18 protein-coding genes are annotated in these 20,656 nt (G+C 74.2%); 8 read left to right on the forward strand and 10 right to left on the reverse strand.

Going from position 1 to position 20,656, the window contains the following annotated elements:
• Positions 1-7 precede the first annotated feature (7 nt).
• The 7 genes from FXF68_RS05890 to FXF68_RS05920 all read right to left on the reverse strand — a co-directional run bounded on the left by FXF68_RS05890 (position 8) and on the right by FXF68_RS05920 (position 7,813).
• Complete coding sequence (locus FXF68_RS05890; protein ID WP_148757832.1) at positions 8-1,018, reverse strand: polyprenyl synthetase family protein; 1,011 nt, start codon at positions 1,016-1,018, stop codon at positions 8-10.
• Positions 1,015-2,385: a hydroxysqualene dehydroxylase HpnE gene (gene hpnE, locus FXF68_RS05895; protein WP_148757833.1), complete on the reverse strand. Its 1,371-nt coding sequence runs from the start codon at positions 2,383-2,385 to the stop codon at positions 1,015-1,017. The genes FXF68_RS05890 and hpnE overlap by 4 nt, the downstream gene beginning before the upstream one ends.
• Positions 2,382-3,242, reverse strand: coding sequence for a presqualene diphosphate synthase HpnD (gene hpnD / locus FXF68_RS05900; protein WP_148757834.1), 861 nt, complete (start codon positions 3,240-3,242; stop codon positions 2,382-2,384). Before hpnD ends, hpnE begins: the two co-directional genes overlap by 4 nt.
• Positions 3,243-3,246: 4 nt before the next feature.
• Positions 3,247-4,104, reverse strand: coding sequence for a squalene synthase HpnC (hpnC, locus tag FXF68_RS05905; RefSeq protein WP_148757835.1), 858 nt, complete (start codon positions 4,102-4,104; stop codon positions 3,247-3,249).
• A 343-nt stretch (positions 4,105-4,447) separates the two neighbouring features.
• Positions 4,448-5,311, reverse strand: a complete 864-nt coding sequence (locus FXF68_RS05910; protein WP_148757836.1) for a DUF5753 domain-containing protein — start codon at positions 5,309-5,311, stop codon at positions 4,448-4,450.
• Positions 5,312-5,473: 162 nt separating this feature from the next.
• Positions 5,474-6,274, reverse strand: coding sequence for an SAM-dependent methyltransferase (locus FXF68_RS05915; protein WP_148757837.1), 801 nt, complete (start codon positions 6,272-6,274; stop codon positions 5,474-5,476).
• A gap of 477 nt (positions 6,275-6,751) precedes the next feature.
• Positions 6,752-7,813 (reverse strand): PucR family transcriptional regulator, encoded by a 1,062-nt coding sequence (locus tag FXF68_RS05920; RefSeq protein ID WP_148757838.1) that lies wholly within the window; start codon positions 7,811-7,813, stop codon positions 6,752-6,754.
• A 211-nt stretch (positions 7,814-8,024) separates the two neighbouring features.
• Between FXF68_RS05920 and FXF68_RS05925 the strand changes: the two genes are divergently transcribed.
• From FXF68_RS05925 to FXF68_RS42140, 6 genes are all read left to right on the forward strand, one after another.
• A complete protein-coding gene (locus FXF68_RS05925; RefSeq protein WP_148757839.1) occupies positions 8,025-8,756 on the forward strand; it encodes an SDR family NAD(P)-dependent oxidoreductase in 732 nt (243 codons plus the stop codon).
• A complete protein-coding gene (locus tag FXF68_RS05930) occupies positions 8,757-9,503 on the forward strand; it encodes an SDR family NAD(P)-dependent oxidoreductase (RefSeq protein ID WP_148757840.1) in 747 nt (248 codons plus the stop codon). It abuts the gene before it with no gap.
• 61 nt (positions 9,504-9,564) lie between these two features.
• Positions 9,565-10,506, forward strand: coding sequence for an agmatinase (gene speB / locus FXF68_RS05935; protein WP_148757841.1), 942 nt, complete (start codon positions 9,565-9,567; stop codon positions 10,504-10,506).
• The gene (locus tag FXF68_RS05940; protein ID WP_148757842.1) at positions 10,503-11,429 is read left to right on the forward strand and encodes a polysaccharide deacetylase family protein; all 927 of its coding nucleotides are present in this window, start codon (positions 10,503-10,505) and stop codon (positions 11,427-11,429) included. The genes speB and FXF68_RS05940 overlap by 4 nt, the downstream gene beginning before the upstream one ends.
• A complete protein-coding gene (locus FXF68_RS05945) occupies positions 11,426-12,889 on the forward strand; it encodes an APC family permease (protein ID WP_187437747.1) in 1,464 nt (487 codons plus the stop codon). The genes FXF68_RS05940 and FXF68_RS05945 overlap by 4 nt, the downstream gene beginning before the upstream one ends.
• A gap of 508 nt (positions 12,890-13,397) precedes the next feature.
• Positions 13,398-13,556 carry a DUF6183 family protein gene (locus tag FXF68_RS42140; protein WP_187437748.1) on the forward strand — a complete coding sequence of 53 codons (159 nt, stop codon included), beginning with the start codon at positions 13,398-13,400 and terminating at the stop codon, positions 13,554-13,556.
• Between the two features lie 3 nt (positions 13,557-13,559).
• Here the strand turns inward: FXF68_RS42140 and FXF68_RS05950 are convergent, their stop codons facing one another.
• Both FXF68_RS05950 and FXF68_RS05955 read right to left on the reverse strand, forming a co-directional pair.
• The gene (locus FXF68_RS05950) at positions 13,560-15,989 is read right to left on the reverse strand and encodes an ABC transporter permease (RefSeq protein WP_148757843.1); all 2,430 of its coding nucleotides are present in this window, start codon (positions 15,987-15,989) and stop codon (positions 13,560-13,562) included.
• Positions 15,989-16,750, reverse strand: a complete 762-nt coding sequence (locus FXF68_RS05955; protein ID WP_187437749.1) for an ABC transporter ATP-binding protein — start codon at positions 16,748-16,750, stop codon at positions 15,989-15,991. The genes FXF68_RS05950 and FXF68_RS05955 overlap by 1 nt, the downstream gene beginning before the upstream one ends.
• A 110-nt stretch (positions 16,751-16,860) precedes the next feature.
• On the opposite strand from FXF68_RS05955, the gene FXF68_RS05960 reads away from it, so the two are divergent.
• A complete protein-coding gene (locus FXF68_RS05960) occupies positions 16,861-17,466 on the forward strand; it encodes a response regulator transcription factor (protein WP_148757844.1) in 606 nt (201 codons plus the stop codon).
• Here FXF68_RS05960 and FXF68_RS05965 read toward each other — a convergent pair.
• Positions 17,463-19,637 (reverse strand): sensor histidine kinase, encoded by a 2,175-nt coding sequence (locus FXF68_RS05965; RefSeq protein ID WP_148757845.1) that lies wholly within the window; start codon positions 19,635-19,637, stop codon positions 17,463-17,465. The genes FXF68_RS05960 and FXF68_RS05965 overlap by 4 nt on opposite strands.
• A gap of 182 nt (positions 19,638-19,819) precedes the next feature.
• On the opposite strand from FXF68_RS05965, the gene FXF68_RS05970 reads away from it, so the two are divergent.
• Positions 19,820-20,656 (forward strand): class I SAM-dependent methyltransferase, encoded by an 837-nt coding sequence (locus tag FXF68_RS05970; protein ID WP_148757846.1) that lies wholly within the window; start codon positions 19,820-19,822, stop codon positions 20,654-20,656.

Genomic DNA, 20,656 nt, shown 5'->3' on the forward strand with positions numbered 1-20,656 from the left:
GCCGGGGCTAGTGGTCCCTTTCGGTGACGAAGAGGGCGATGTCGCGGAACTCGGCGCGGACGTGGTCGTCGATGCCCGCGTCGCCGAGGTGCTTCTCCGCGGACGCGATCCGCCGGTCCGCCTCCGCGGCGGCCCAGTCGCGCCCGCCCGCCGCCTCGACCAGCCGGGCCATCTCGCGCAGGTCGTCCTCGGACGCCGGGCCGGGACGCGCGTACAGCTCCGCGAGCCGCGCCGACTCGGGCGTCCCCGCGTTCAGCGCGAACACGACCGGGAGCGACTTCTTGCGCGCCCGCAGGTCGGACAGCACCGGTTTGCCGGTCGTGTCCGGGCTGCCCCAGATGCCGAGCAGGTCGTCCACGAGCTGGAACGCGAGGCCCATCTCGGAACCGAACCCGGTCAGCTCGGTGACGAGGTCCGTCGGGCCCTCGCCGAGCATCGCGCCGATCGAGCAGGAGCAGGCGAGCAGGGCGCCCGTCTTGTCCGCGGCCATGGTGAGGCATTCGTCGAGCGTCACGTCGTCGCGCCGCTCGAAGCCGAGGTCGAACGACTGGCCGGAGATCAGCCGCTGCGTCGCGGCGGTCAGCGCGCGGGCCGCCCAGTGCGAGCCGCGCGTGTTCTCGTCCAGCAGGAGCTCCTCGGACAGCGCGAGCAGGGCGTCGCCGCCGAGGATCGCGGCGGACGGGCCGAAGACCGTCCACGCGGCGGGACGGTGCCGGCGCGTCCGGTCGCCGTCCATGATGTCGTCGTGCAGCAGCGAGAACGCGTGCACGAACTCGACGGCGACCGCGCCCGGCAGCGCCGTCTCGTAGGACGCCCCGGCCGCGCGGCCGGACAGCAGCGCCAGCGCGGGACGCAGCGCCTTCCCGCCCGCCGCGGCCGGACGGCCGTGCTCGTCGGTCCAGCCGAGGTGGTAGGCGACGACCTTCCGGATCGACGGGTCGAGGCGTTCGGCGGCGGCGCGCATCGCCTGGTCGACCAGGGCGCGCCCGTCGGTGATCGAGGCGGGGACGGCGGTCATCGTCCGCTCACCCCGTTCGCGGCGCTCGCGCCTTTCGCCCCGCCCGCGCCGGACAGGTGCCGCCGGACCAGCCGGGCGGCGCTCAGGCCACTGCGCACGGCTCCCTCCATCGTGTCGGGCCAGCCCGTGTCGGTCCACGCGCCGGCGAGGAACAGCCACGGCAGCCGCGTCGCGGACGCGGGGCGCAGCGCGCCGCTGCCGGGGCCCTGGCGGAATGTGGCGTGCCGCTCCCGGGTCACGAAGAAGTCGGTGACGCGAGCCCGGCGGGCGGCCGGGAAGAGGCGCGCCAGCTCGGCGAGGAACACGTCGCGGATCTCGGCGGTGGGGGTGTCGATCCAGCGGTCCGCCGCCGACACCGACACGGCCAGGTACTGGCCGGACGGCGGGCCGCCGATCCGCGTCCGGTCGAAGATCCACTGCGCGGGCGAGCCGATCGCCGCGACGAACGGCTCGTCCAGGACGGGGCGGTCGTAGACGACATGGACGTTGACGATCGGGCTGGAGCCGAGCCCCTCCCATTTCGCGCGGTCGGGTGACGCCTCCTCGGGGACGAGCGTCGAGGCGACCCGGTGCGGCACCGCGACGACCACGGCGTCCGCGCTGACCGGGGAGCCGTCGACCAGCAGCGTCGGGCCGTCCTCGACGGCGGTCACCTTCGCGCCGAGCCGGACGCTCCCGCCGCCCTCCTCGATCTTCTTCGCCGCGATCGTGCCGTGCAGCTCCCCGAGCGGGACGGCCGGGACGCCGATGTCGGCGGCGTCCGAGCGGCCGAGCAGCGCGGTCTTGCAGACGAACGCGGCCGGGCCGAGCGCCGCCTCGTCCAGCCTGATGTTCAGGGCGGCCGTGACGAACAGCTCCCACAGCGCGAGCCGGGCCCGTTCGCGCTGGCCGTGCCCGGCGAGCCAGCCGCCCATGCTCGTCTTGTCGAGTTCGGGGTCGGCGGTGTCGAGCCGGTCGAGCGCCAGCGACGCGCGCACCGCCCGCAGCCGGTCGGACGGCGTCAGCAGCGAGTACCCGGCGAGGGCCGGGAGCAGGTGCAGCGGGCCCGGCGCCTTCGCGCGGCGGAGCCGCCCGCCGCCGCCGTCCGGGGTGAGGACGCGGACGTCGAACCGGTCCTGCACGTGGACCAGGTCGTGCGCGCCGAGCCGTCCGAGCAGCCCTTGGTAGGCGGTGCAGCACTTCAGGAAGATGTGCTGCCCGTTGTCGACGGTGAGGCCGTCGCGCTGGAAGGAATGCGTCGCGCCGCCGAGCCGGGGACGCGCCTCGTAGACCGTCGCCCGCAGCCCGGCCTCCTGGAGGGCGAGCGCCGCGGTGATCCCGGCGAGCCCGCCGCCGACGACCGCCACATTCTGCATGGGCCCGGTCATCGCCGGATCCCGGACATCGCCATCGCGGACACGGTCGCCTTCTGCCAGGTCGGCAGCGACGTCCGCGTCTCCAGTGCGGCCAGCGGGTCGGCCGTGATGCGCTTCAGCACCTGCCGGTAGATACCCGCCATCGCGCCCGCGCACGCGGCGCTGCGCCGATCGAGCATGGGGAGCAGCTTCGACCCGGTCGCGTACCACTCGTCCGCGCGTGCGGCCTCGAACCGGATCAGCGCGACGAGGTGCTCCGGCGGGTCGGTGAACCGGCCGGACTCGTCCAGGTGCAGCGTGCAGCCGAACCTCGCGAGGTCCTTGGCGGGGAGGTAGACGCGGCCGTTCGCGCGGTCCTCGCGGATGTCGCGCAGGATGTTGGTGAGCTGCAGCGCGACACCGAGGGCGTCCGCCCGTGGAACGGCCGTGTCCGGATCGGACGTGCCGAACACGCCGAGCGAGAGGCGGCCGACGGCGCCCGCCACGCAGCGGCAGTACCAGAGCAGGTCGTCGAACGTGTCGTAGGTCTCGCCGCGGACGTCGGCCTCGCAGCCGTCGATCAGCTCGCCGAAGGCGTCCAGCGGGATCGGGTGGTCGCGGGCCGCGTCCGCCAGCGCGACCAGGACCGGGTCGTCCGGATGGTCCGCGATGCGGGCGAGCCGCGCGCGTTCGTCCGCCAGCCGCGCGAGCCTCGTATCGGGAGGCGCGTCGTGGTCGTCGCCGATGTCGTCGATCCGCCGGGCGAAGGCGTAGACGGCGCTGAGCGCCCGCCGCTTCGGCGCGGGCAGCAGCCGGATCCCGTAGGAGAAATTGCGCGCCTGCGTCCGCACAACGCTCTCGCAGTACCGGTGAGCGCTGGCCTCGTCCATTTCCTCATCTCCTTCCCAAAGTCCGCGACCACTCGGCGAGCAGCCGCGACTTCTTCGGTTTCGGCGCGCCGCCCAGCACGTCGTAAGCGTTTCGGTCCAGCGCCGCGAGCGCGGCGAGGCCGCCCGCGACATAGCCGGACACCGCGACCCGCGCGAAGCCGCGGAGCCGGGGGGTGAGGGCCGCGCCCTCGGCCAGGAGCCGCGCCGCGCGGCCGGCCTGGAGCGCGACCACGCCGCGCAGCCGCGTCGGGGTGACGGCGGCGGACAGGTCGTCCTCGACGCAGCCGAAGCGGCGGAGGTCGTCCTGCGGCAGGTAGACGCGGCCGTTGCGATGGTCCTCGGCGACGTCCTGGCAGTGCTCGATGATCTGCAGCGCGGTGCACACCTTGTCGGAGAGGGCGAGCCGGTCCGGGGTGGCGGCGCCGAACACGTGCAGGACGATGTGCCCCACCGGATCGGCGGACAGCGCGCAGTACGCCAGCAGGTCGTCGAACGTCGCGTAGCGCGTCACGTCCTGGTCCCGGCGGTTGGCCTGGAGAAGGCGGCGGAACGGCCCGGCCGGTATTCCGCACGCGGCCACGGTGCGGGCCAGGTTGCGCATCGCGGGCAGTTCCGGACGTTCCCCGGCATAGACGCGGTCGAGGTCGCGTTCGACGAGGTCGAGAAGTCCGGCGCGCTCTTCGGGGGGAGCCTCGTCGCCGATGTCGTCGACGAGCCGGGCGTAGCCGTACACGTTGAGCAGATGGGCGCGGTGGCGCGCCGGCAGGAGGCGGCTGGCGACCGGAAAGTTCTCTCCGGTCTGCAGTTCGTCGCGGGAACGACGTTCCGCTGTCTCGTTCCACAAACGCTCGCTGACGGACATGGCGTTCCTTCGAGGACGGCGGCGTATGGGGCGGTCAACAACGCTGCCCGATAACCGGGTGTCCGCCCGGTAATCGCGGGCAATGAGGGTCATGCGGCGTACGTCCCCTGGTAACCGCGCCGACCCTCCCGAATATCCGTCTTTAATGAATATAGACCGGAAGTGGTCAGACGGGAATATGCGATCGGCCAAGCCCGCGATCACCCTTTGTCATGGCGCATTCTCAGCACGCGATCATGATTCGGCGCCCGGACGCGGCCACCGGGCGGGCACGAGGGCGGGAACGGAGCGACCGGAACCCCGGAGCGGGATCCCGGTCGATACGCGGCGGCTCAGTATGTGGTCAGTACGTGGTGAGGATGGCGGCCAGGCGCCGGGGCGTGTGTTCGGGCGGGGACGCCTCGGTCACCAGTCTGTTGAACACGTGCCAGTGCCGTTCGACCTCGGCCAGCCGCACCGGGTAGCGGGCGCTCTCGGCCCGCTCCAGGTAGACCAGGTCGGACAGGCCCTGCTGCGGGAACCGGACGAGCGTGAGCGGGCCGTCGCCCGCGACGGCCGTGCAGACCGCGTCGGGGACGAGCTGGACGGTCACGTTCGGCCGCCTGCACAGCTCGATGATGCGCTGGATCTGCGCCCGCATCGTGGCCGGGCCGCCGACCGGACGCCACAGCGCCCGCTCGCCGAGCACGATCCACAGGTTGAGCGGGCGCGGGCGGCGCCGCAGCACGCGCTGCCGCCGCATCCGGAACTCGACGCGGCGTTCGACGTCCGGGACGGGGTTGCCGCCGACGAACAGGGCGCGGGCGTAGTCCTCGGTCTGGAGCAGGCCGGGGACGTACCGGGTCTCGAACGTCCGGACCAGTTTGGCCGCCTGCTCGGCGGTCAGGTACGGCCGCACCCAGGACGGGACGAGGTCGGCGTCGTCCGCCCACCAGGGGCGCGCGTTGGTCTGCTCGGCGAGGGCGAGCAGCGTGGTGCGCTCGTCGCCGTCGGCGCCGTAGACGTTGAGGAGGGCGGCGACGTCGCGCGGCTTGCAGCCGGACCGGCCGAGCTCCAGCCGTCCGACCTTGGAGTCGGACGCGCCGATCGCCCGCGCGGCGCGGGCCCGGCTCAGCCCGGCCGCCTCGCGCAGCTCGCGGAGGCGGCGGGCGAGCAGCATCCGCGGCACGAGCGGGTCACCGCCCTGCGCGCCTGTGTACCGTCTCATGCCCGTGATCGCGACGGAGGCCAAGGGGACTCCTCCCGGGAGATCGGCGTGCGACGACCGCCTCACTATAACCTTCACGCACCGCGTCGAAGACGGGACGTTGAGCTACCTTTCAGTATGGCGGCGGGGCCGGAGGTCGCCGTGCGTCAGGGTTTACGGGCGTCAGGGTTTACGGGCCACCGCGCAGAGCGTCGGCAGCGGGACGACCTCGACGTCCACCTCCGGGCGCCACGCGCCGCTCGTCACGAGCCCCGGCTCCTCGATCTCCAGGCCGTCGAAGTAGCCGCGGATGAACTCGGGGCTGCGCAGCCGGAACGGGATGGCGCCGGTCTCGTCGTAGGCGCGCTGGGCCGCGTTGAACCTCTCGTTCTCGTCGGTCGAGTCGTGCAGGATCAGGTAGCTGCCGGACGCCAGCGGCTCCATCAGCCCCTTGACCACCCCGTACGCCTCGCCGGGCTCGACGATGTGCCCGAGCACGCCGATGATCAGCAGCCCGACCGGCTCGGACAGGTCGAGCAGGTCGGCCGCCCGGTCCATGATCGTCTTCGGGTCGTGCAGGTCGCAGTCGATGTAGGCGGTGCGGCCCTCGGCCATCAGGGCGCGGGCGTGCGCGAGGACGAGCGGGTCGTTGTCGACGTAGACGACCTTCGCGTCGGAGGCGGCGCGCTGGGCCATCTCGTGGGTGTTGTCGAGCGTGGGCAGGCCGGTCCCGCAGTCCATGAACTGGCGGATGCCGCGCTCGGTGGCGAGGAACCGGATGGCGCGATCCATGAAGTAGCGGCCGGCGCGGGCGATGTCGACGATGCCTGGATACAGCTCGACGTACTGGTCGCCGGCGTTCCGGTCGACCTCGTAGTTGTCGGTCCCGCCGAGCCAGTAGTTCCAGATCCGGGCCGACTGGGGAACGTCAGTGTTGATCTTCGCGTCCGAACCCCGTTCCGGGGCGGGGCTGGCATCCGTCATCGGTCTGACGCTCCTTTCGGCGGGACGGGCTTGCGGTGCGCGGGCGCCGCCGTTTCGGGACCGCCGCCCGACGACCACAAACCTAGACCCGTCCACCGGGAGCCGGTCAGGAACATCGAATTTGGACCTGTCCACATTCGCAATCGGGACATTTAGCAATACTCTGCGTGCCCGTCCCCGCGCACCCCCAGTGACCCTCGTGACCAGCGAGACTCAGGGTGCGCTCCCCTCCCTTCGATCTTGGACGGCCGGAATCGGCCGCGTCGGCGGCGCGCCCGCCCGTTCACCGGCGGCAGGCCGGACGACCTTCGCATTTCACCGGATCGACCCCGCGATCATCCCGGACAAAACAGTCCAAAATTAGAGAAACCAGAATTAGCCGAGTGAACGCCATGCGGTAATTACAAAATGGGCACCCCAGGCCGGGTTTTCCCGCCGCTCGCCGACGCGCGCGGATAACCGAATCGCCCGCCGTCGTCAGGACGGCGAAACGCCGCGCCGCGTCACCGACCAGGTCGCGACGGCGAGGGCCACCCGGTCCTCGAACTGGAGCGGGTTGCGGCCGGTGAGCGCCTCGATCCGGGACAGCCGGTGCCGCAGCGTGTTCGGGTGCAGGTAGAGGGCGCGGGACGTGGCGCCGACCGCGCCGCCCTTGTCGAGGAACGTGCGGAGCGTCTCGACCAGGCGGGTCCCGTGCGCGTCGTCGTAGTCGGCCAGCGGGCGCGCGATCTGGTCGATGAACGGGGCGAGCTGGTCCTGGTCGAGGCGGCCGAGCAGGGCCTGGAAGGTGGCGAGGTCGGCGGCGTGGACGACGCCGCCGGTGCGGCGGGCGGCGTCCAGCGCGGCGAGGCTCTCGGTCAGCGACAGCGGGAGGTGGTCGAGCGGGCCGGGGCTGCCGATGCCCGCGGGCTCCGGCCAGACGCCGTCCCCGTCGGTGATCACGATGGCGGTGTCGCCGTCCACGCCGAGGACGCCGGGCAGGTCCTCCTCGGGCGGCGGCATCGCGACCGCGCGGAGCGTCGCGGGGTCCAGCCCGGCGTCGTCGATCCGGGGACGGAGCACCTCGGCGGACGCGAGCCCCTCCCCCACCATGCGGAGGAGGCGTCCGGTCTCCTCGCGCTCGTGCCGCTCGTCCCGTCCGGCGGCGAGCCGCTCGGCGAACCATTCGGTGAAGCTCAGGAACGGGACCTCGGGCGGCACTTCGAGGAGCGGCAGGCCGAGCCGGTCGCAGACCTCGCGCAGGCCGGCGGGCGCGGCGGTGGTGACGTCGCCGATCCCGTAGCCGATCGCGGCGCCGCGGCTCGTCTTGACGGACCCGGCGAACGACGCGCAGGCGGCGGCGTCCCGCAGCGCCGCGCCGACCGTCAGGACGATCTCGTTCCCGCGCAGGTAGGGCCCCGGGTCGAGCAGCTCGGTCGAGTGCGCCCAGCGGATCGGCCGGTCCAGGCCGTCCGCCCCGGCGACCAGCCGCAGCCGGAACCGGGGCATCTCCAAGAGCTGCCGGACCGTGAGGCGCAGCACCGCCGGATCGCTGGTCACGGCCTCAGCCTCTCACCCCGGGACGCGCGCGGACGGCGACGCCCGACCGTCTTTTGGGCAAGGAAACGAGTTTTGGAGAAGAGCACGACCTTTCGGGTGCCCCGCGGTGCGTTCGGCCAAGAAATCGCCGTCTCCCTTGTCACCCCCTGTTATGGCGGGTTTGCCTGGGAGTTCCGCCCCACCAGGGGAGACCGAGCGGATCGGAGGCCCGATGCCCGAACGACCGGAGCGCCCCGAACGCCTTGCCGGGCGAGGCCGGGTCGCGCTCGTCACGGGGGCGGCGAGCGGGATCGGCGCCGCGATGGTGCGCGAGCTGTCCCGGCGCGGCTGGACGACCGCCGGGCTCGACCTCAGCCCCGCGCCGGACGCCGACCACTCGGTGGGCGTGGACGTGTCCGACCCCGCGCAGGTGGGCGCCGCGGTCCGGCGGATCGAGCGGGAGCTCGGCCCGGTCGGGGCGGCGCTGTGCGCGGCCGGGCACTACGCGATCGTCCCGGTGTCGGACATCGCGTGGCCGGAGTGGCGGCGCATGCTCCGCGTCCATCTCGGCGGGCTGGTGAACGTGTGCCGGGCCGTGACGCCGGGCATGGTGGAGCGGGGAGAAGGCGCGGTCGTCGCGGTGACGTCCGAGCTGGCGATCGGCGGCGGCGACGCCGAGGCGCACTACGCGGCGGCGAAGGGCGCCGTGATCGGGTTCGTCCGGTCGCTGGCGGTGGAACTCGGGCCGTCCAGGGTGCGGGTGAACGCGGTGGCGCCCGGCCCGACCGACACGCCGCTGCTGTCGCCCGACTCGCCCTGGCGCAAGGCGTCCTACCTGCAGACCCTTCCGGCGGGACGGCTGACGTCCGCGGCGGAGGTCGCGCTCACCGCCGCCTACCTCGTCGAGGACGCGACGTTCTGCGCGGGCGAGGTCCTGTCCCCCAACGCCGGGGCGGTGATCTAGATGGCGGTGGCGCTGATCACGGGCGCGGGCGGCGGTCTCGGCGCGGCGGTCGCGCGGCGGCTCGCCGCCGACGGCCACCTCGTGGCGCTCAACGACCATCCCGACCGGAGCGTCGCGGCCCTCGCCGCCGAGCTGGACGGGATCGCCGCGCCCGCCGACGTCGCCGACCCCGAGGCGGTCGAGGCCATGGTCGCGGACGTCGAGCAGCGGACCGGCGAGCACGTCGGCGTCCTCGTCGCGGCCGCCGCCCACATGACGATGGCCCCGTTCGCCGAGCACGACCCGGACGACTGGTGGCGGATCGTCGACGTCAACCTCGGCGGGACGTTCGCCTGCGCGCAGGCCGTCCTGCCCGGCATGGTCGAGCGCGGCGGCGGCCGGATGGTGCTGGTCTCGTCCGAGTGGGGGCTGATCGGCTGGCCGGACGCGACGGCGTACTCCGCGTCCAAGGCCGGGATGATCGCGCTCACCAAGTCGCTCGGCCGCGAGCTCGGCCCGCTCGGCATCGCGGTCAACGCGGTCGCGCCGAGCGTGATCGACACCCCGCAGCTCGAGGTGGACGCGAAGGCCGCCGGGGTGACCGTGGACGAGATCCGCGAGCGGTACGCGGCCCGCGTCCCGCTCGGCCGGATCGCCGCGCCGGAGGAGGTCGCGGCGGCGATCGCGCTGCTCGCCGACGACCGGCTCCCGACCCTGGTCGGGCAGATTCTGCACGTCAACGGCGGCACCACCCGATCCCGCGCCTAACCTGCAAGCAACCCCTCACGCACGGCGACCCCTATTTCGGCAACCCCGCGAAAGGACATCGATGCAGCCGGTCGGACAGGTCAACGCACTGGAGGTCCCGAGGTTCGCGGGCCCGGCGACGTTCGCGCGGCTCCCGGCCCGCGCCGACGTCCCCGGCTACGACGTCGCGATCGTGGGCGTGCCGTTCGACGGCGGCGTGTCGTACCGTCCGGGCGCGCGGTTCGGCCCGGCGGCGGTGCGGCAGGGGTCGCGGCTGCTCAAGCCCTACAACCCGGCCCTCGACGTGCTGCCGTTCGCGTCCATGCAGGTCGTGGACGCCGGGGACATCTCCTGCAACCCGTTCGACATCGGCGCGGCGATCACCCAGGTCGAGTCGGGCCTGCGGGACCTGACCGGGGACGGCGCCCGCGCCGTCGCGATCGGCGGCGACCACACCATCGCGCTCCCCGCGCTGCGGGCCGCGCACGCGCTGCACGGGCCCGTCGCGCTGGTCCACTTCGACGCGCACCTCGACACCTGGGACACCTACTTCGGCGAGCCGTACACGCACGGCACCCCGTTCCGGCGCGCCGCCGAGGAGGGGCTGCTGATGCGGGACGCGAGCGTCCACGCGGGCATCCGTGGCCCCCTCTACGACCCGCAGGACCTCGTGGACGACGCCCGGTTCGGGTTCACGATCGTCCACTGCGCGGAGGTGGAGGGCCTCGGGACGGCGGGCGTCGCCGAGCGGATCAGGGCCCGCGTCCAGGACGCGCCGGTCTACCTGTCGATCGACATCGACGTCCTCGACCCCGCGTACGCGCCGGGCACCGGGACGCCCGACAGCGGCGGCCTGACCAGCCGGGAGCTGCTGTCGATCCTGCGCGGGCTCGCGGGCCTGCGCATCGTCGGCGCGGACGTCGTGGAGGTCGCGCCCGCCTACGACCACGCCGAGATCACGTCCATCGCGGCGGCCACGGTCGTCTACGAGATCCTCGGCCTGCTCGCGAAGGACCGGCCATGACGCCCGCCGGGATGCGTCCGGCCGATCCGGTCCGCTGGCCGGGGGCGGCGACGTCGGCCGCGTCGTTCACGTTCGACGTGGACGCCGAGTCGGCCGTGCTGAGCGCCGACCCGGGCACCGCCCTGCGGCCGAGCGTGCTGAGCCACCAGGCGTACGGGCCGCTCACCGGGCTGCCCCGGCTGCTGCGGATCCTCGCGCGGCACGGGGTGCGGGCGACGTTCTTCGTCCCGGGCTTCACCGCGCACCGGCATCCGGACGCCGTCCGCGCGATCGCCGACGGCGGCCACGAGATCGCCCACCACGGCTACCTGCACGAGACCCTCATCGGGCCGTCCGGTCCCGTCGACGAGCGGGCGGAGGCCGACATCCTCGACCGCGGCCTCGACGCCCTCGCGGAGGTCGCGGGCGTCCGCCCGGACGGCTACCGCGCGCCCATGTGGGAGCTGACCCACGCCTCGCCGCGGCTGCTGGCCGAGCGCGGGTTCCTGTACGACACCAGCCTCATGGACGCCGACGTCCCGTACGAACTGGACGCGGGCGGCGGCGCGTCCCTCGTCGAGATCCCCGTCCACTGGGGGCTGGACGACTGGGAGCAGTACTGCTTCATCCCCGGCGTCTCCGGCACCGGCCTGATCGAGAGCCCGGCGAAGGCCGCCGGGATGTGGCGGGACGAGTTCGAGGCGCTGCGCGCCGAGGGCGGCTGCTTCGTCCTGACCGCGCATCCGTTCCTGTCCGGGCGGCCCGGCCGCGCCGCCGCGCTGGAGGGGCTGATCGAGCACGTCGCGTCCTGCCCGGACGTGTGGCTGGCCCCGCTCGGCGACATCGCCCGGCACGTCCGCTCCCTCGCCCTGTCCCCGCGCCGCCTCCCGCCGCCGCCCACGTCCGGCCACCGCTCGGACGACGACCGCAAGGGGTCGCGATGACCACGTCCAGTAACGAGAAGGCGGGCGGCGTGCCGCCCGCCGCCGCCGAGCACCCGCACACCCTCCGCAAGGGCTTCGACCTGCGGTCGGCGACCGCGCTCGCGTTCGCCGACGTGTCCCCGATCGTCGCGCTGTACGCGATCTTCACGCTGGGGCTGCTGGCCGCCGGGCCCGCGTTCTGGTGGGCGTTCCCGATCGTCCTCGGCGGGCAACTGCTGGTCGCCTGCGTGTTCGGCGAGCTGGCGTCCCGCTGGCCGTACGAGGGCAGCGTCTACCAGTGGGCCCGGCACGTGCGCGGTCCCGGCGCCGGCTGGTTCGCGGCCTGGGCGTACATGTGGGGGCTGACGATCGCGCTGTCCACGCTGTCGTACGGCGCGGCGGGCTTCCTGCTCCAGGCCGCCGGGGTCGACGCGCCCGGCAGGGCGGCGACGATGGGCACGGCCCTCGCGATCCTCGCGCTCGGCAGCCTCGCCAACATCGTCGGCCGCCGGACGCTGAAGATCCTCGTCGTGGCGAGCCTGGTCTGCGAGGTGCTCGCGTCCGTGGGGCTCGGGACCGTCCTGCTGCTGTTCTACCGGGAGCACTCGTTCGGCTTCCTGCTGGACGGCGCCGGGACGGCCGGGAGCGGCGGCTGGCTCGCGGGCCCGATGCTGGCCGCCGCCGCGTTCGTCGGCTGGTCGTTCGTCGGGTTCGAGTCGGCGGGCGCGATCGCCGAGGAGGTGGAGCACCCCGAGCGGGAGGTGCCGAAGGCGCTGATCTTCGCGCTGCTCGCGGTCGGGATCATCGTGATGTACTCGGCGGCCGGGCTGATCCTCGCGATCCCGGACCTGCCGAAGGTGATGGGCGGCGGCGTCGCCGATCCCGTCAGCGACACGCTCGTGTACCACTTCGGGTCGTCGATCGGACGTCCGCTGCTCGTCATGTTCGTGATCGGCTTCCTGGCGAGCTTCCTCGCCGTCCAAGCCGCGGTGTCCCGGGTGATCTGGGCGTCGGCGCGCGACAAGGCGCTGCCCGGCTCCGGCGTCCTCAGAAGGCTCGCCGGGCCTGAGCGGCTGCCCGTCCCCGCGATCCTGCTGACGGCGGTGGGCGCGGCCGTGTTCGTGCTCCTCTCCGGGTCGAAGCTGTACTCGGTGCTGGTCAACTTCACGACGGTCGGGTTCTACGTCGCGTTCGGGCTGCCGGTGTGGGGCGCGGCGATCCAGCACCTTCGCGGCCGGTGGCGGCCCGGCTCGTTCAGCCTCGGCCGGTTCAGCGGACCGGTGACGTACGTCGCGGCGGTGTGGCTGGCCCTCCAGACGGTCAACATCGTCTGGCCGCGCGACACCGGCGACGCCTGGTACATCGAGTGGAGCATGGTGATCACCCTCACCGCCGTGGGCGCCGCCGGCGCCGCCCTCTACCTCGGCTGGTCCCGGCACCGCATCACCGCCGCCTACGGCGAGACCCTCCGCGACACCTGACCGGGCGCGCGGTGCCAGACTTCGGGCGTGGAGATCGAGGAGGCCGTCCGGCGGATGGGGCTGGCCGACACCTACCGCGACCCCCAATGGCGCAAAGCGGTGAAGGTGACCGACCAGGTCGTCCAGAAGGCGGAGCCGCCGTGGCTCGAAGCGCTGCTCCGGGCGCTGCTGCGGGTGGAGTCGCCGACCTACCCGATGCGGTACGGCTTCCCGGTGGCGCTGCGGCGGCTCGCGGACGCGCCGGGCGGCGCGGACCGGGTGCGGAGAGTCCGCGAGTTCGCCGCCGCCGGGCTGGCGTGGGGCGACGTCCGCTACGACCTGCGCGAGGTCGCGTGGTGGCTGGCGAGCGCCCAGCCCGCCGACGGCCCGGCGGAACCCGGCGTGAGCGCGGTCGAGCTTGACTGGCCGGACGCCCGGCTCGCGCTCAGCGCCCATCGCGCCTGGGTCTCGGACGACGGCTACGGCACCGAGGCGCGCCTGTTCCGGCTGGACGGCCCGCTCACGCCCGGTGACTTCGGCGGTCGAGCGCGCCGCCGACCTCTGCGCCTGGGTCCTCTCCACCTCGGACTGGCATCTCCAGGTGCACCCGTCCATGGACGTGGGCGTCGCCGCCCTCCGCCCGGACGGCCGGACCGTCGCCGTCATGGCCGCCACCGACAGCGACTGACCGCTAGTCGCGGGCGCCGAGGGCGTCGGCGGGACGCGCGGCCATGGCCGTCCAGGCGGGCAGGACCGTCGCGGCCCCGGCGAGGACGCCGCCCCAGGCGAGCACGCCCAGCAGGCCGAGCGGCGGGACGTGCGCTCCGCCGCCGGTCATGCCCCTGCCGAACGCGGTGAGCGTCGCGAAGGCGATCGCGGTGCCGAGGACGCCCGCGACCGCGACTACGGCCAGGGTCTCCCAGCCGAGCATCCGCATGATCTGGCGGCGGGTCGTCCCGACGAGGCGCAGCAGCGCGAACTCGCGGGCGCGGCCCGCGGTGGACATCGCGAGGGTGTTCACCACGGCGATCGCCGTGAACGCGAGGATCAGCGCCATCGCGACCAGGTTGACCTCGGCGTTCGCGTCGGCACCGGCCTCGGCGAGGGCGGCGGCGTCCGTCACGGGCAGGCCCGCGGGCGGCGTGCCCGCGATCAGCAGGGTGCCTCGCGGGTCGTCCACATGGGCGGCGAGCAGGTCGCGGGAGACGGTGAGGTCGCCGAAGCCGAGGCCCCGCCCGTACACGGCGATCACCGTGGGCGCGATCGGCGTGCCGTCGCCCAGGTCGAGGCGCAGCCGCTCGCCGGGGAGGACGCCGAGCCGGTCGGCGGCGGTCCGGCTCACGGCGATGGTGGACGGGTCCAAGTTCCGGAGGGAGCCTTCGCGGACGTCCAGGTCCATGGTCTGGTTCAGGCCCTCCGGCGTGACTCCCTGGATCGCGTAGTTCTCCAGGTCCACGCGGACGGTGCTGTGCACGACCTCGGTCACGGCGGTGACGCCGGGCGCGCGGCGGATTCGATCGGCCGTCGCGTGCGGCACCCTCGGGCCGAGGACGTGCGCGGCGATCGTGCCCTCGGTCGCCTGGCGCGTCGCGGCGTGGCCCATCGTCGTCTGCGCGAACAGGATCGTCGCGGTCAGCCCGGTCATCAGGGTGAGCGGCGCGACGACCGACGCGACCCGCCGCGCGCCCGCGCCGAGGTTCGCCGCCGCGAGGTGCCCGCCGACCGGCGACAGCCGCAGCGGCACCGCCAGGACGGCGACGGCGCCGCGGACGACGGCGGGGCCGAGCAGCGCCACGGCGACCGTCCAGACGATCGCGGTCAGCACCGTGACCGGGCTGGACGCCGCTTCCGTGTGCAGCCCGGACAGCACGGCCGTCAGGACGGCGGCACCGGCCGCGACCGCGAGACCGGCGACGATCCGGACGGCGCCGAGCCGCCCCCGGGCGGGCGCGGCGTCGCCGAGCGCCTCGACCGGACGGATCCGGGCCGTCCGCCGGCCCGTGATCCGGGCCGCGGCGAACGCGGCGGCGACGGCGGCGAGCGCGGCGGCGGCCGGCGGGAACGGGCTGACGACCAGGTCCAGGTTCGGCGGCAGCGCGCCGAGCCCGCGGAACCGGTCGCGCAGCAGGACGGCGAGCGGCAGCCCGGCCGCCGCCCCGAGCGGCCCCGCGAGGAGCCCGACCAGCAGCGCCTCCCGGCCGATCATCCGGCGGACCTGGCGCGGCGTGGCGGCGACGGCGCGCAGCAGCGCGAGCTCCCGGTCGCGCTGCTGCACCGACAGGGCGAACGTCCCGGCCACGACGAGGATCGCGACGAGCAGGGCCGTCCCGCCGAGCGCGCCGCCCAGGCTGATCAGCTTGATCCGGGACCTCTCCGCGCCGAGGAACTCCGCCCTGCCCCGGTCGGCGCCGGTGTGGACGGTCGCCCCGGTGCCGCGCACGGCGTCCTCGACCGCCTTCCGCGGGCCGTGCGCGCCGATGGCGGTGACCATGCCGTCCCGTCCGGAGAGGCGGCGCGCCTGCGCGGTGGAGAAGAAGACGGCGGTCTGGTGGTCGAGGGCCTGCGCGGTGACGCCGACGACGCGGTAGCGCCCCGGAACCGCGGACGACACCTCCACGGTCGCGCCCGGCCGCAACCCCTTCGCGCGGGCCGTCGCGGCGTCGATCACGATCTCGTCGTCCGCGCCCGGGGCGCGTCCGTCCCGGATGGTGAACGGCGTGAGCGCGGCGGACTCCCACCCGTGGCCCCACGATTCGCGGGCACCTCCGGTGGAGCCGCCGATCTCGGCCGGGAAGGTCACTTCGGTGACCACGCCGCGCACGCCGTCCGCGTTCCGGACCCTGTCCGCGACGGACTCCGGCAGCCAGGCGCGTTCCGCGATGGTCTTTGCCTTGTGCTTCACCTTTCCCTTCTTCTTGACGAACGTCTTGTGGACGAACTGGTCCCCCGTGACGACGACCGGCGAGCCCGCGTACCGCTCGGGCGCGACCGAGCCGCGCAGTCCCGTGTCGAGCAGGACACCGCACGCGCACACCAGAGCGGCGGCGCACAGAAGCGCGACGAACGCGCCCGCGAACCCCGCCTTGCGGTGCCGCAGCGTGCTGAGAACGAGCCAGAGCATCACTTCCACGCCCCCAGCCGGGTCATGCGGGCCGCGACCCGGTCGCCGGACGGGGCGTCCATCGAGTCGACGATCCGCCCGTCGGCCAGGAACAGCACCGTGTCGGCGTACGAGGCGGCGACCGGGTCGTGCGTGACCATCACGACCGTCTGGCCCATGTCGTCCACCGTCTCTCGCAGCAGCGTGAGGACGTCGCGCGCCGTCATCGTGTCGAGAGCGCCGGTCGGCTCGTCCCCGAACACGACCTCCGGGCGCGTCACCAGCGCGCGGGCGATCGCGACGCGCTGCTGCTGCCCGCCGGAGAGCTGCGCCGGACGGTGCCCGGCCCGCTCGCCCAGCCCGACCCGGGCGACCACCTCGGCCAGCCAGTCCGCGTCGACCCGCGTCCGCGCCAGGCGCAGCGGCAGCGTGATGTTCTGCGCCACCGTCAGCGACGACACCAGGTTGAACGCCTGGAACACGAACCCGACCCGCTTCCTGCGCAGTTCCGTCAGCCTCGTCTCGTTCATCCCGGACAGGTCGGTGCCGCCCAGCCGGACGGTGCCCGACGTGGGCGTGTCGAGGCCGGCCGCGCAGTGCAGGAAGGTGCTCTTCCCCGACCCGGACGGCCCCATGACGGCGGTGAACCGTCCGCGCGGCACCGACGCCGTCACCTCCCGCAGCGCCGCGACCGCGCCCCGGCCCCGCCCGTAGACCTTGCTGACCGCCTCCAGCCGCACCGCGGCCGTCGTGCGCGTCCCCTCGATGACCCTCTCGTTCATGCCCTCAAGTCTCCTGACCTGGGCGTTCGCGGGCCAGAGATGTGATCACCGGCTACCCGTGACCTCGTCATGGTTCGGGCCATGACGGCGCCGCTGGTACACATGGACGTGTGATCAAGGTGCTCCTCGCGGACGACCACCACGTCGTCCGCAGCGCCCTCGCCGGACTGCTCGGCCTCGAACCCGACCTGACCGTGGTGGCCGAGGTCGACCGCGGCGACGAGGTGCAGGCCGCGGCGCGCTCGGCCGGTCCGGACGTCGCCGTCCTCGACGTCGACATGCCCGGCCTCGACGGCCTCGCGGCGGCCGCCGCGCTGCGCGCCGAGCTGCCGGAGGTCGCGACGCTCGTCCTCACCGGGCACGGCAAGCCCGGGCACCTGCGCCGCGCCCTGACCGCCGGGGTCCGCGGCTTCCTGCTGAAGACCGCGCCGCCGGAGGAACTGGCCGCCGGGATCCGCGCGGTCGCCGCGGGCGACCGCGTCCTCGACCCGAAGCTCGCCCTCACCGCCTGGGACAGCGCCGACAACCCGCTCACCCCGCGCGAGACCGACGTGCTGCGGCTCGCCGCCGAGGGCGCGGAGGCCACGGAGATCGCCGAGCGTCTCCACCTGTCCGCCGGGACGGTCCGCAACCACCTGACCGCCGTCGTCGCGAAGCTCAACGCCCGGAACCGCACCGACGCCGCGCGCATCGCCGGCGAGGCGGGCTGGCTCTAACCGATCGCCCGTTCCTTCGACCGGTGGCCCGTCCGCTGACCGATCCTTGCCTCCAAGCGGAAGCGGCCCGTGCCGTCGGCGCGCGCGCTGAGCGTCCCGCCGTGCGCGGCGAGCCGCGTGGTCAGGTTCCCGATGCCCGAACCGGGCGGCGTGCGGGGCGCGTCCGGGTCGACGCCGTCGTTCTCCACGACCAGCCGTACGGCGTCGCCGTCCCGTTCCGTCAGGATGGCGCAGCGCGTGGCGGCGCTGTGCCGGAGCACGTTCGTCACGGCCTCGCGCAGGACGGCGCCGAGCACCGCCGACACCTCGCCGTCCACCCGGCCGTCCAGCGGGGCGTGGTCCGCGTCTGTCTCGACGCCCGCCGCCGTGAGCACCGACCGCGCGGACGCCACCTCCCCGTCCAGTGAGAGGTCGGCTTCGCCGCCGGTCGCTGCGCGCAGGTCTCCGCGCGCCCGCTCCGCCATCTCCACGACCTCGGCCAGCTCCCGGCGGGCGCGCTCCGGGTCGGCGCCCGCCAGCCGCCGCGCCAGCTCGCATTTGAGGAGGATCGCCGCCAGGCTGTGGCCGAGCAGATCGTGCAGGTCCCGGGCCGCCCGCAGCCGCTCCTGGACGGTCGCGGCCCGCGCCAGCTCCACGCCCGCGATCTGCAGATCGCGCACGAGCCTCGCCAGCCGGACGAACCCGTACACGACGAGGCCCGTCACCAGCGTGCTCACCGTGAAGTTGACGGTCGCCGCCGTCCCGAGGCCGAGCGCCGCCGCGCCCGCCCCGGCCCCGGCCATCGTCGCCGCCACCAGCGGGACGGCGGCCCGCGCCGGGAACCCGACCAGGAACGTCCCCGCGAGGACGCCCGCGAGGCCGAGCCACGCCTCCCCGAACACCGGGACCGGCGCGACGCTGAGCACGGTGAGGACCAGCGGCCACCGGCGGGGGCGGCCGGTGCTCGTCCAGCCGAGCTGCGCCACCGCGACCAGCGCCAGGACGACGGCCGCCGCCGCCCAGCGCGGCCCCCACGGGACGAGCAGCAGGCCCTTCGCGCAGAACCCCGCCAGCACGGTCGCGAGCAGGGTCAGCGACAGCCGGTACGCCGTCCGGTCGGGGACGCTGACCGCACGGTCCCCGGCGTCCACGACGGCCTCCACCGCGAACCGGCCGTCCTCGCCGAGCCCGGCGGAGAACGCGCCGCCCGCGGCGCGGACCCGCGCCGCGGCCTCCGCCAGCCCGTCCTCGCCGCGCTCCGCCGTGCGGACGCCGTCGTTGACGACGCGAAGCGTGACGGCCCCGCCGCGCTCGGACGTCTCGACCAGGCAGGACCGCGCCGTGCCCGCCCGGACCACGTCCGTGACGGCCTCGCGCAGCACCAGCGCCAGCAGCGCTCCGGCCGGGCCGAGCGGTTCGCGGTGCCCGGTCCGCACCTCGGCCCGGACGTCCGCCGCCTCCAGCAGGGCCCGCGCCGCCGTCGCCTCGGGCGCCAGCGACATGCTCCGGAAGTCGGCCGCCGCGGCGCGGGCGTCGTTCAGCGACCGCCGCGCGACCGCCAGCACGTCCCCGATCGCCTCGGGCCGCTCCGCCGCGCGCCGGGCGCCGGCGGAGATCGCGTGAAGCCCGGCGCCGAGGCCCCGGTTCAGTTCCGCCGCGATCCGCAGCCGCTCCCGGCCGACCGCCGCCAGGGTGAGCGGCAGCCGCGCCGCCGCCGCGTCGTCCGCGCGGTCGGCCAGCCGGACGAGCCCGTACAGCACCAGCGCGGCCAGCAGGCACGTGATCGTGACGTCGACGCTCGCGCCGTCCCGCAGGACGTCGATGAGCGTCGCGCTGCCGACGACCCCGGCCGCCAGGGGCCACGCGACCGCGGGCCGCGGGACGCCCGCCGCCAGCAGCGACCCGGCGACGAACGCGAGGATCACCGCCGACGTCCCGAACGCGAGGACGACCGTGTACGCGGCCAGGGCCTGCGCCGGGACGACCCAGCCGCGCCGCCACCGGCCGAGCCGCGGCATGACCCAGACGAGGTGCAGTACGAGGACCGACGCGACCAGGGCGACCGCCGCGCCGATCCGCACGGCTCCGTCGGTCCGGGACGGAGCCGCCAGCGCGTACACCCCGGCGAGCGCCGCCGGCACGACGCCGACGACCACCCGCGCGATCCGCGGATCCGGCCCCGCCTCAGCCAAGAACTTCGCTCCCCGTCACAAAACGGCAATTTTACCTGGGCGGCGGGGCAGCGGCGCGGGACGGGGTGCTCGCGGCGGCCGATCGTCTAATGCAACGGGGCCTTAATCGGAAATTTATTTTGCTCTGATATGATGGAGAAAATGGCACATAAGCTCCCCTTCGACGAAAGGGGAGCAGTTACATGGATGCGGGAAAGCCCAGCGCGACCGCGTTTTCCTCGGCGGCGGCACGGGCCGCCCACCTGGTGGCCGACGACGAGCCCCGGATCTTCGCCGACACCCTCGCAGCGCGGCTGCTCGGCGGGCGTGCAGACGAGATGATCGGCTATCACCGCGCGCAAGGCGGGCACATCATCCTCGCGGGGACGCGGGCCATCACGACCGTGCGGAGTCGGTATACCGAGGAACGGCTCGGCGGGCACACTCAGTACGTCATTCTCGGCGCGGGTCTCGACACCTACGGCTATCGCGGCGACGCCGGTGTGACGGTGTTCGAGGTCGACCGTCCGGCCACGCAGGAATGGAAGAAGAGTCTGCTCGAATCGGCTGGAATCGCGGTGCCCGCGTCCGTCGCGTTCGTCCCGGTCGACTTCGAGTCGGACGATCTCGTCGCCCGGCTCGAAGCCGCCGGACTCGACGCCGAGCGGCCCGCGCTGGTGAGCTGGCTCGGCGTCAGCTTCTACCTCACCCGGGACGCCGTCACGGCCACCCTCGCCCGCATCGGCCGGCTCGCGCCCGGGACCGAACTCGTCATGGACTACGCCCTCCCGGCCGGAACGCGGGACGCCGAAGGCGACGCCTACGGCGAGATCGCCGAGCGGGTCGTCGGGGAGTCCGGCGAGCCCTACCGGACCGCGTTCGCTCCCGGCGACATCGACGCCCTCCTCAAAGGACACGGGGTCGATGTCGCCGAGAACGTCCGCCTTGCCGATGCCGTCCCGCCGGAACTGTGGAGGCGCACCGATTCACTGCGCCCGTTCGACTATTTCCGGCTGGTCAGGGCCACCGTCACCGGCTGA

It is taken from the genome of Actinomadura decatromicini, assembly GCF_008121305.1.
Lineage (GTDB): Bacteria > Actinomycetota > Actinomycetes > Streptosporangiales > Streptosporangiaceae > Spirillospora > Spirillospora syzygii.

Coding starts and splice junctions, on each gene's coding strand:
- FXF68_RS05955 (WP_187437749.1), bottom strand. CDS start 16,750: ATGAACGAGAGGGTCATCGAGGGGACGCGCACGACGGCCGCGGTGCGG.
- FXF68_RS05930 (WP_148757840.1), top strand. CDS start 8,757: ATGGCGGTGGCGCTGATCACGGGCGCGGGCGGCGGTCTCGGCGCGGCG.
- hpnD (WP_148757834.1), bottom strand. CDS start 3,242: ATGGACGAGGCCAGCGCTCACCGGTACTGCGAGAGCGTTGTGCGGACG.
- FXF68_RS05910 (WP_148757836.1), bottom strand. CDS start 5,311: ATGAGACGGTACACAGGCGCGCAGGGCGGTGACCCGCTCGTGCCGCGG.
- FXF68_RS05970 (WP_148757846.1), top strand. CDS start 19,820: ATGGATGCGGGAAAGCCCAGCGCGACCGCGTTTTCCTCGGCGGCGGCA.
- speB (WP_148757841.1), top strand. CDS start 9,565: ATGCAGCCGGTCGGACAGGTCAACGCACTGGAGGTCCCGAGGTTCGCG.
- FXF68_RS05925 (WP_148757839.1), top strand. CDS start 8,025: ATGCCCGAACGACCGGAGCGCCCCGAACGCCTTGCCGGGCGAGGCCGG.
- hpnC (WP_148757835.1), bottom strand. CDS start 4,104: ATGTCCGTCAGCGAGCGTTTGTGGAACGAGACAGCGGAACGTCGTTCC.
- hpnE (WP_148757833.1), bottom strand. CDS start 2,385: ATGACCGGGCCCATGCAGAATGTGGCGGTCGTCGGCGGCGGGCTCGCC.
- FXF68_RS05940 (WP_148757842.1), top strand. CDS start 10,503: ATGACGCCCGCCGGGATGCGTCCGGCCGATCCGGTCCGCTGGCCGGGG.
- FXF68_RS05890 (WP_148757832.1), bottom strand. CDS start 1,018: ATGACCGCCGTCCCCGCCTCGATCACCGACGGGCGCGCCCTGGTCGAC.
- FXF68_RS05945 (WP_187437747.1), top strand. CDS start 11,426: ATGACCACGTCCAGTAACGAGAAGGCGGGCGGCGTGCCGCCCGCCGCC.
- FXF68_RS05915 (WP_148757837.1), bottom strand. CDS start 6,274: ATGACGGATGCCAGCCCCGCCCCGGAACGGGGTTCGGACGCGAAGATC.
- FXF68_RS05950 (WP_148757843.1), bottom strand. CDS start 15,989: ATGCTCTGGCTCGTTCTCAGCACGCTGCGGCACCGCAAGGCGGGGTTC.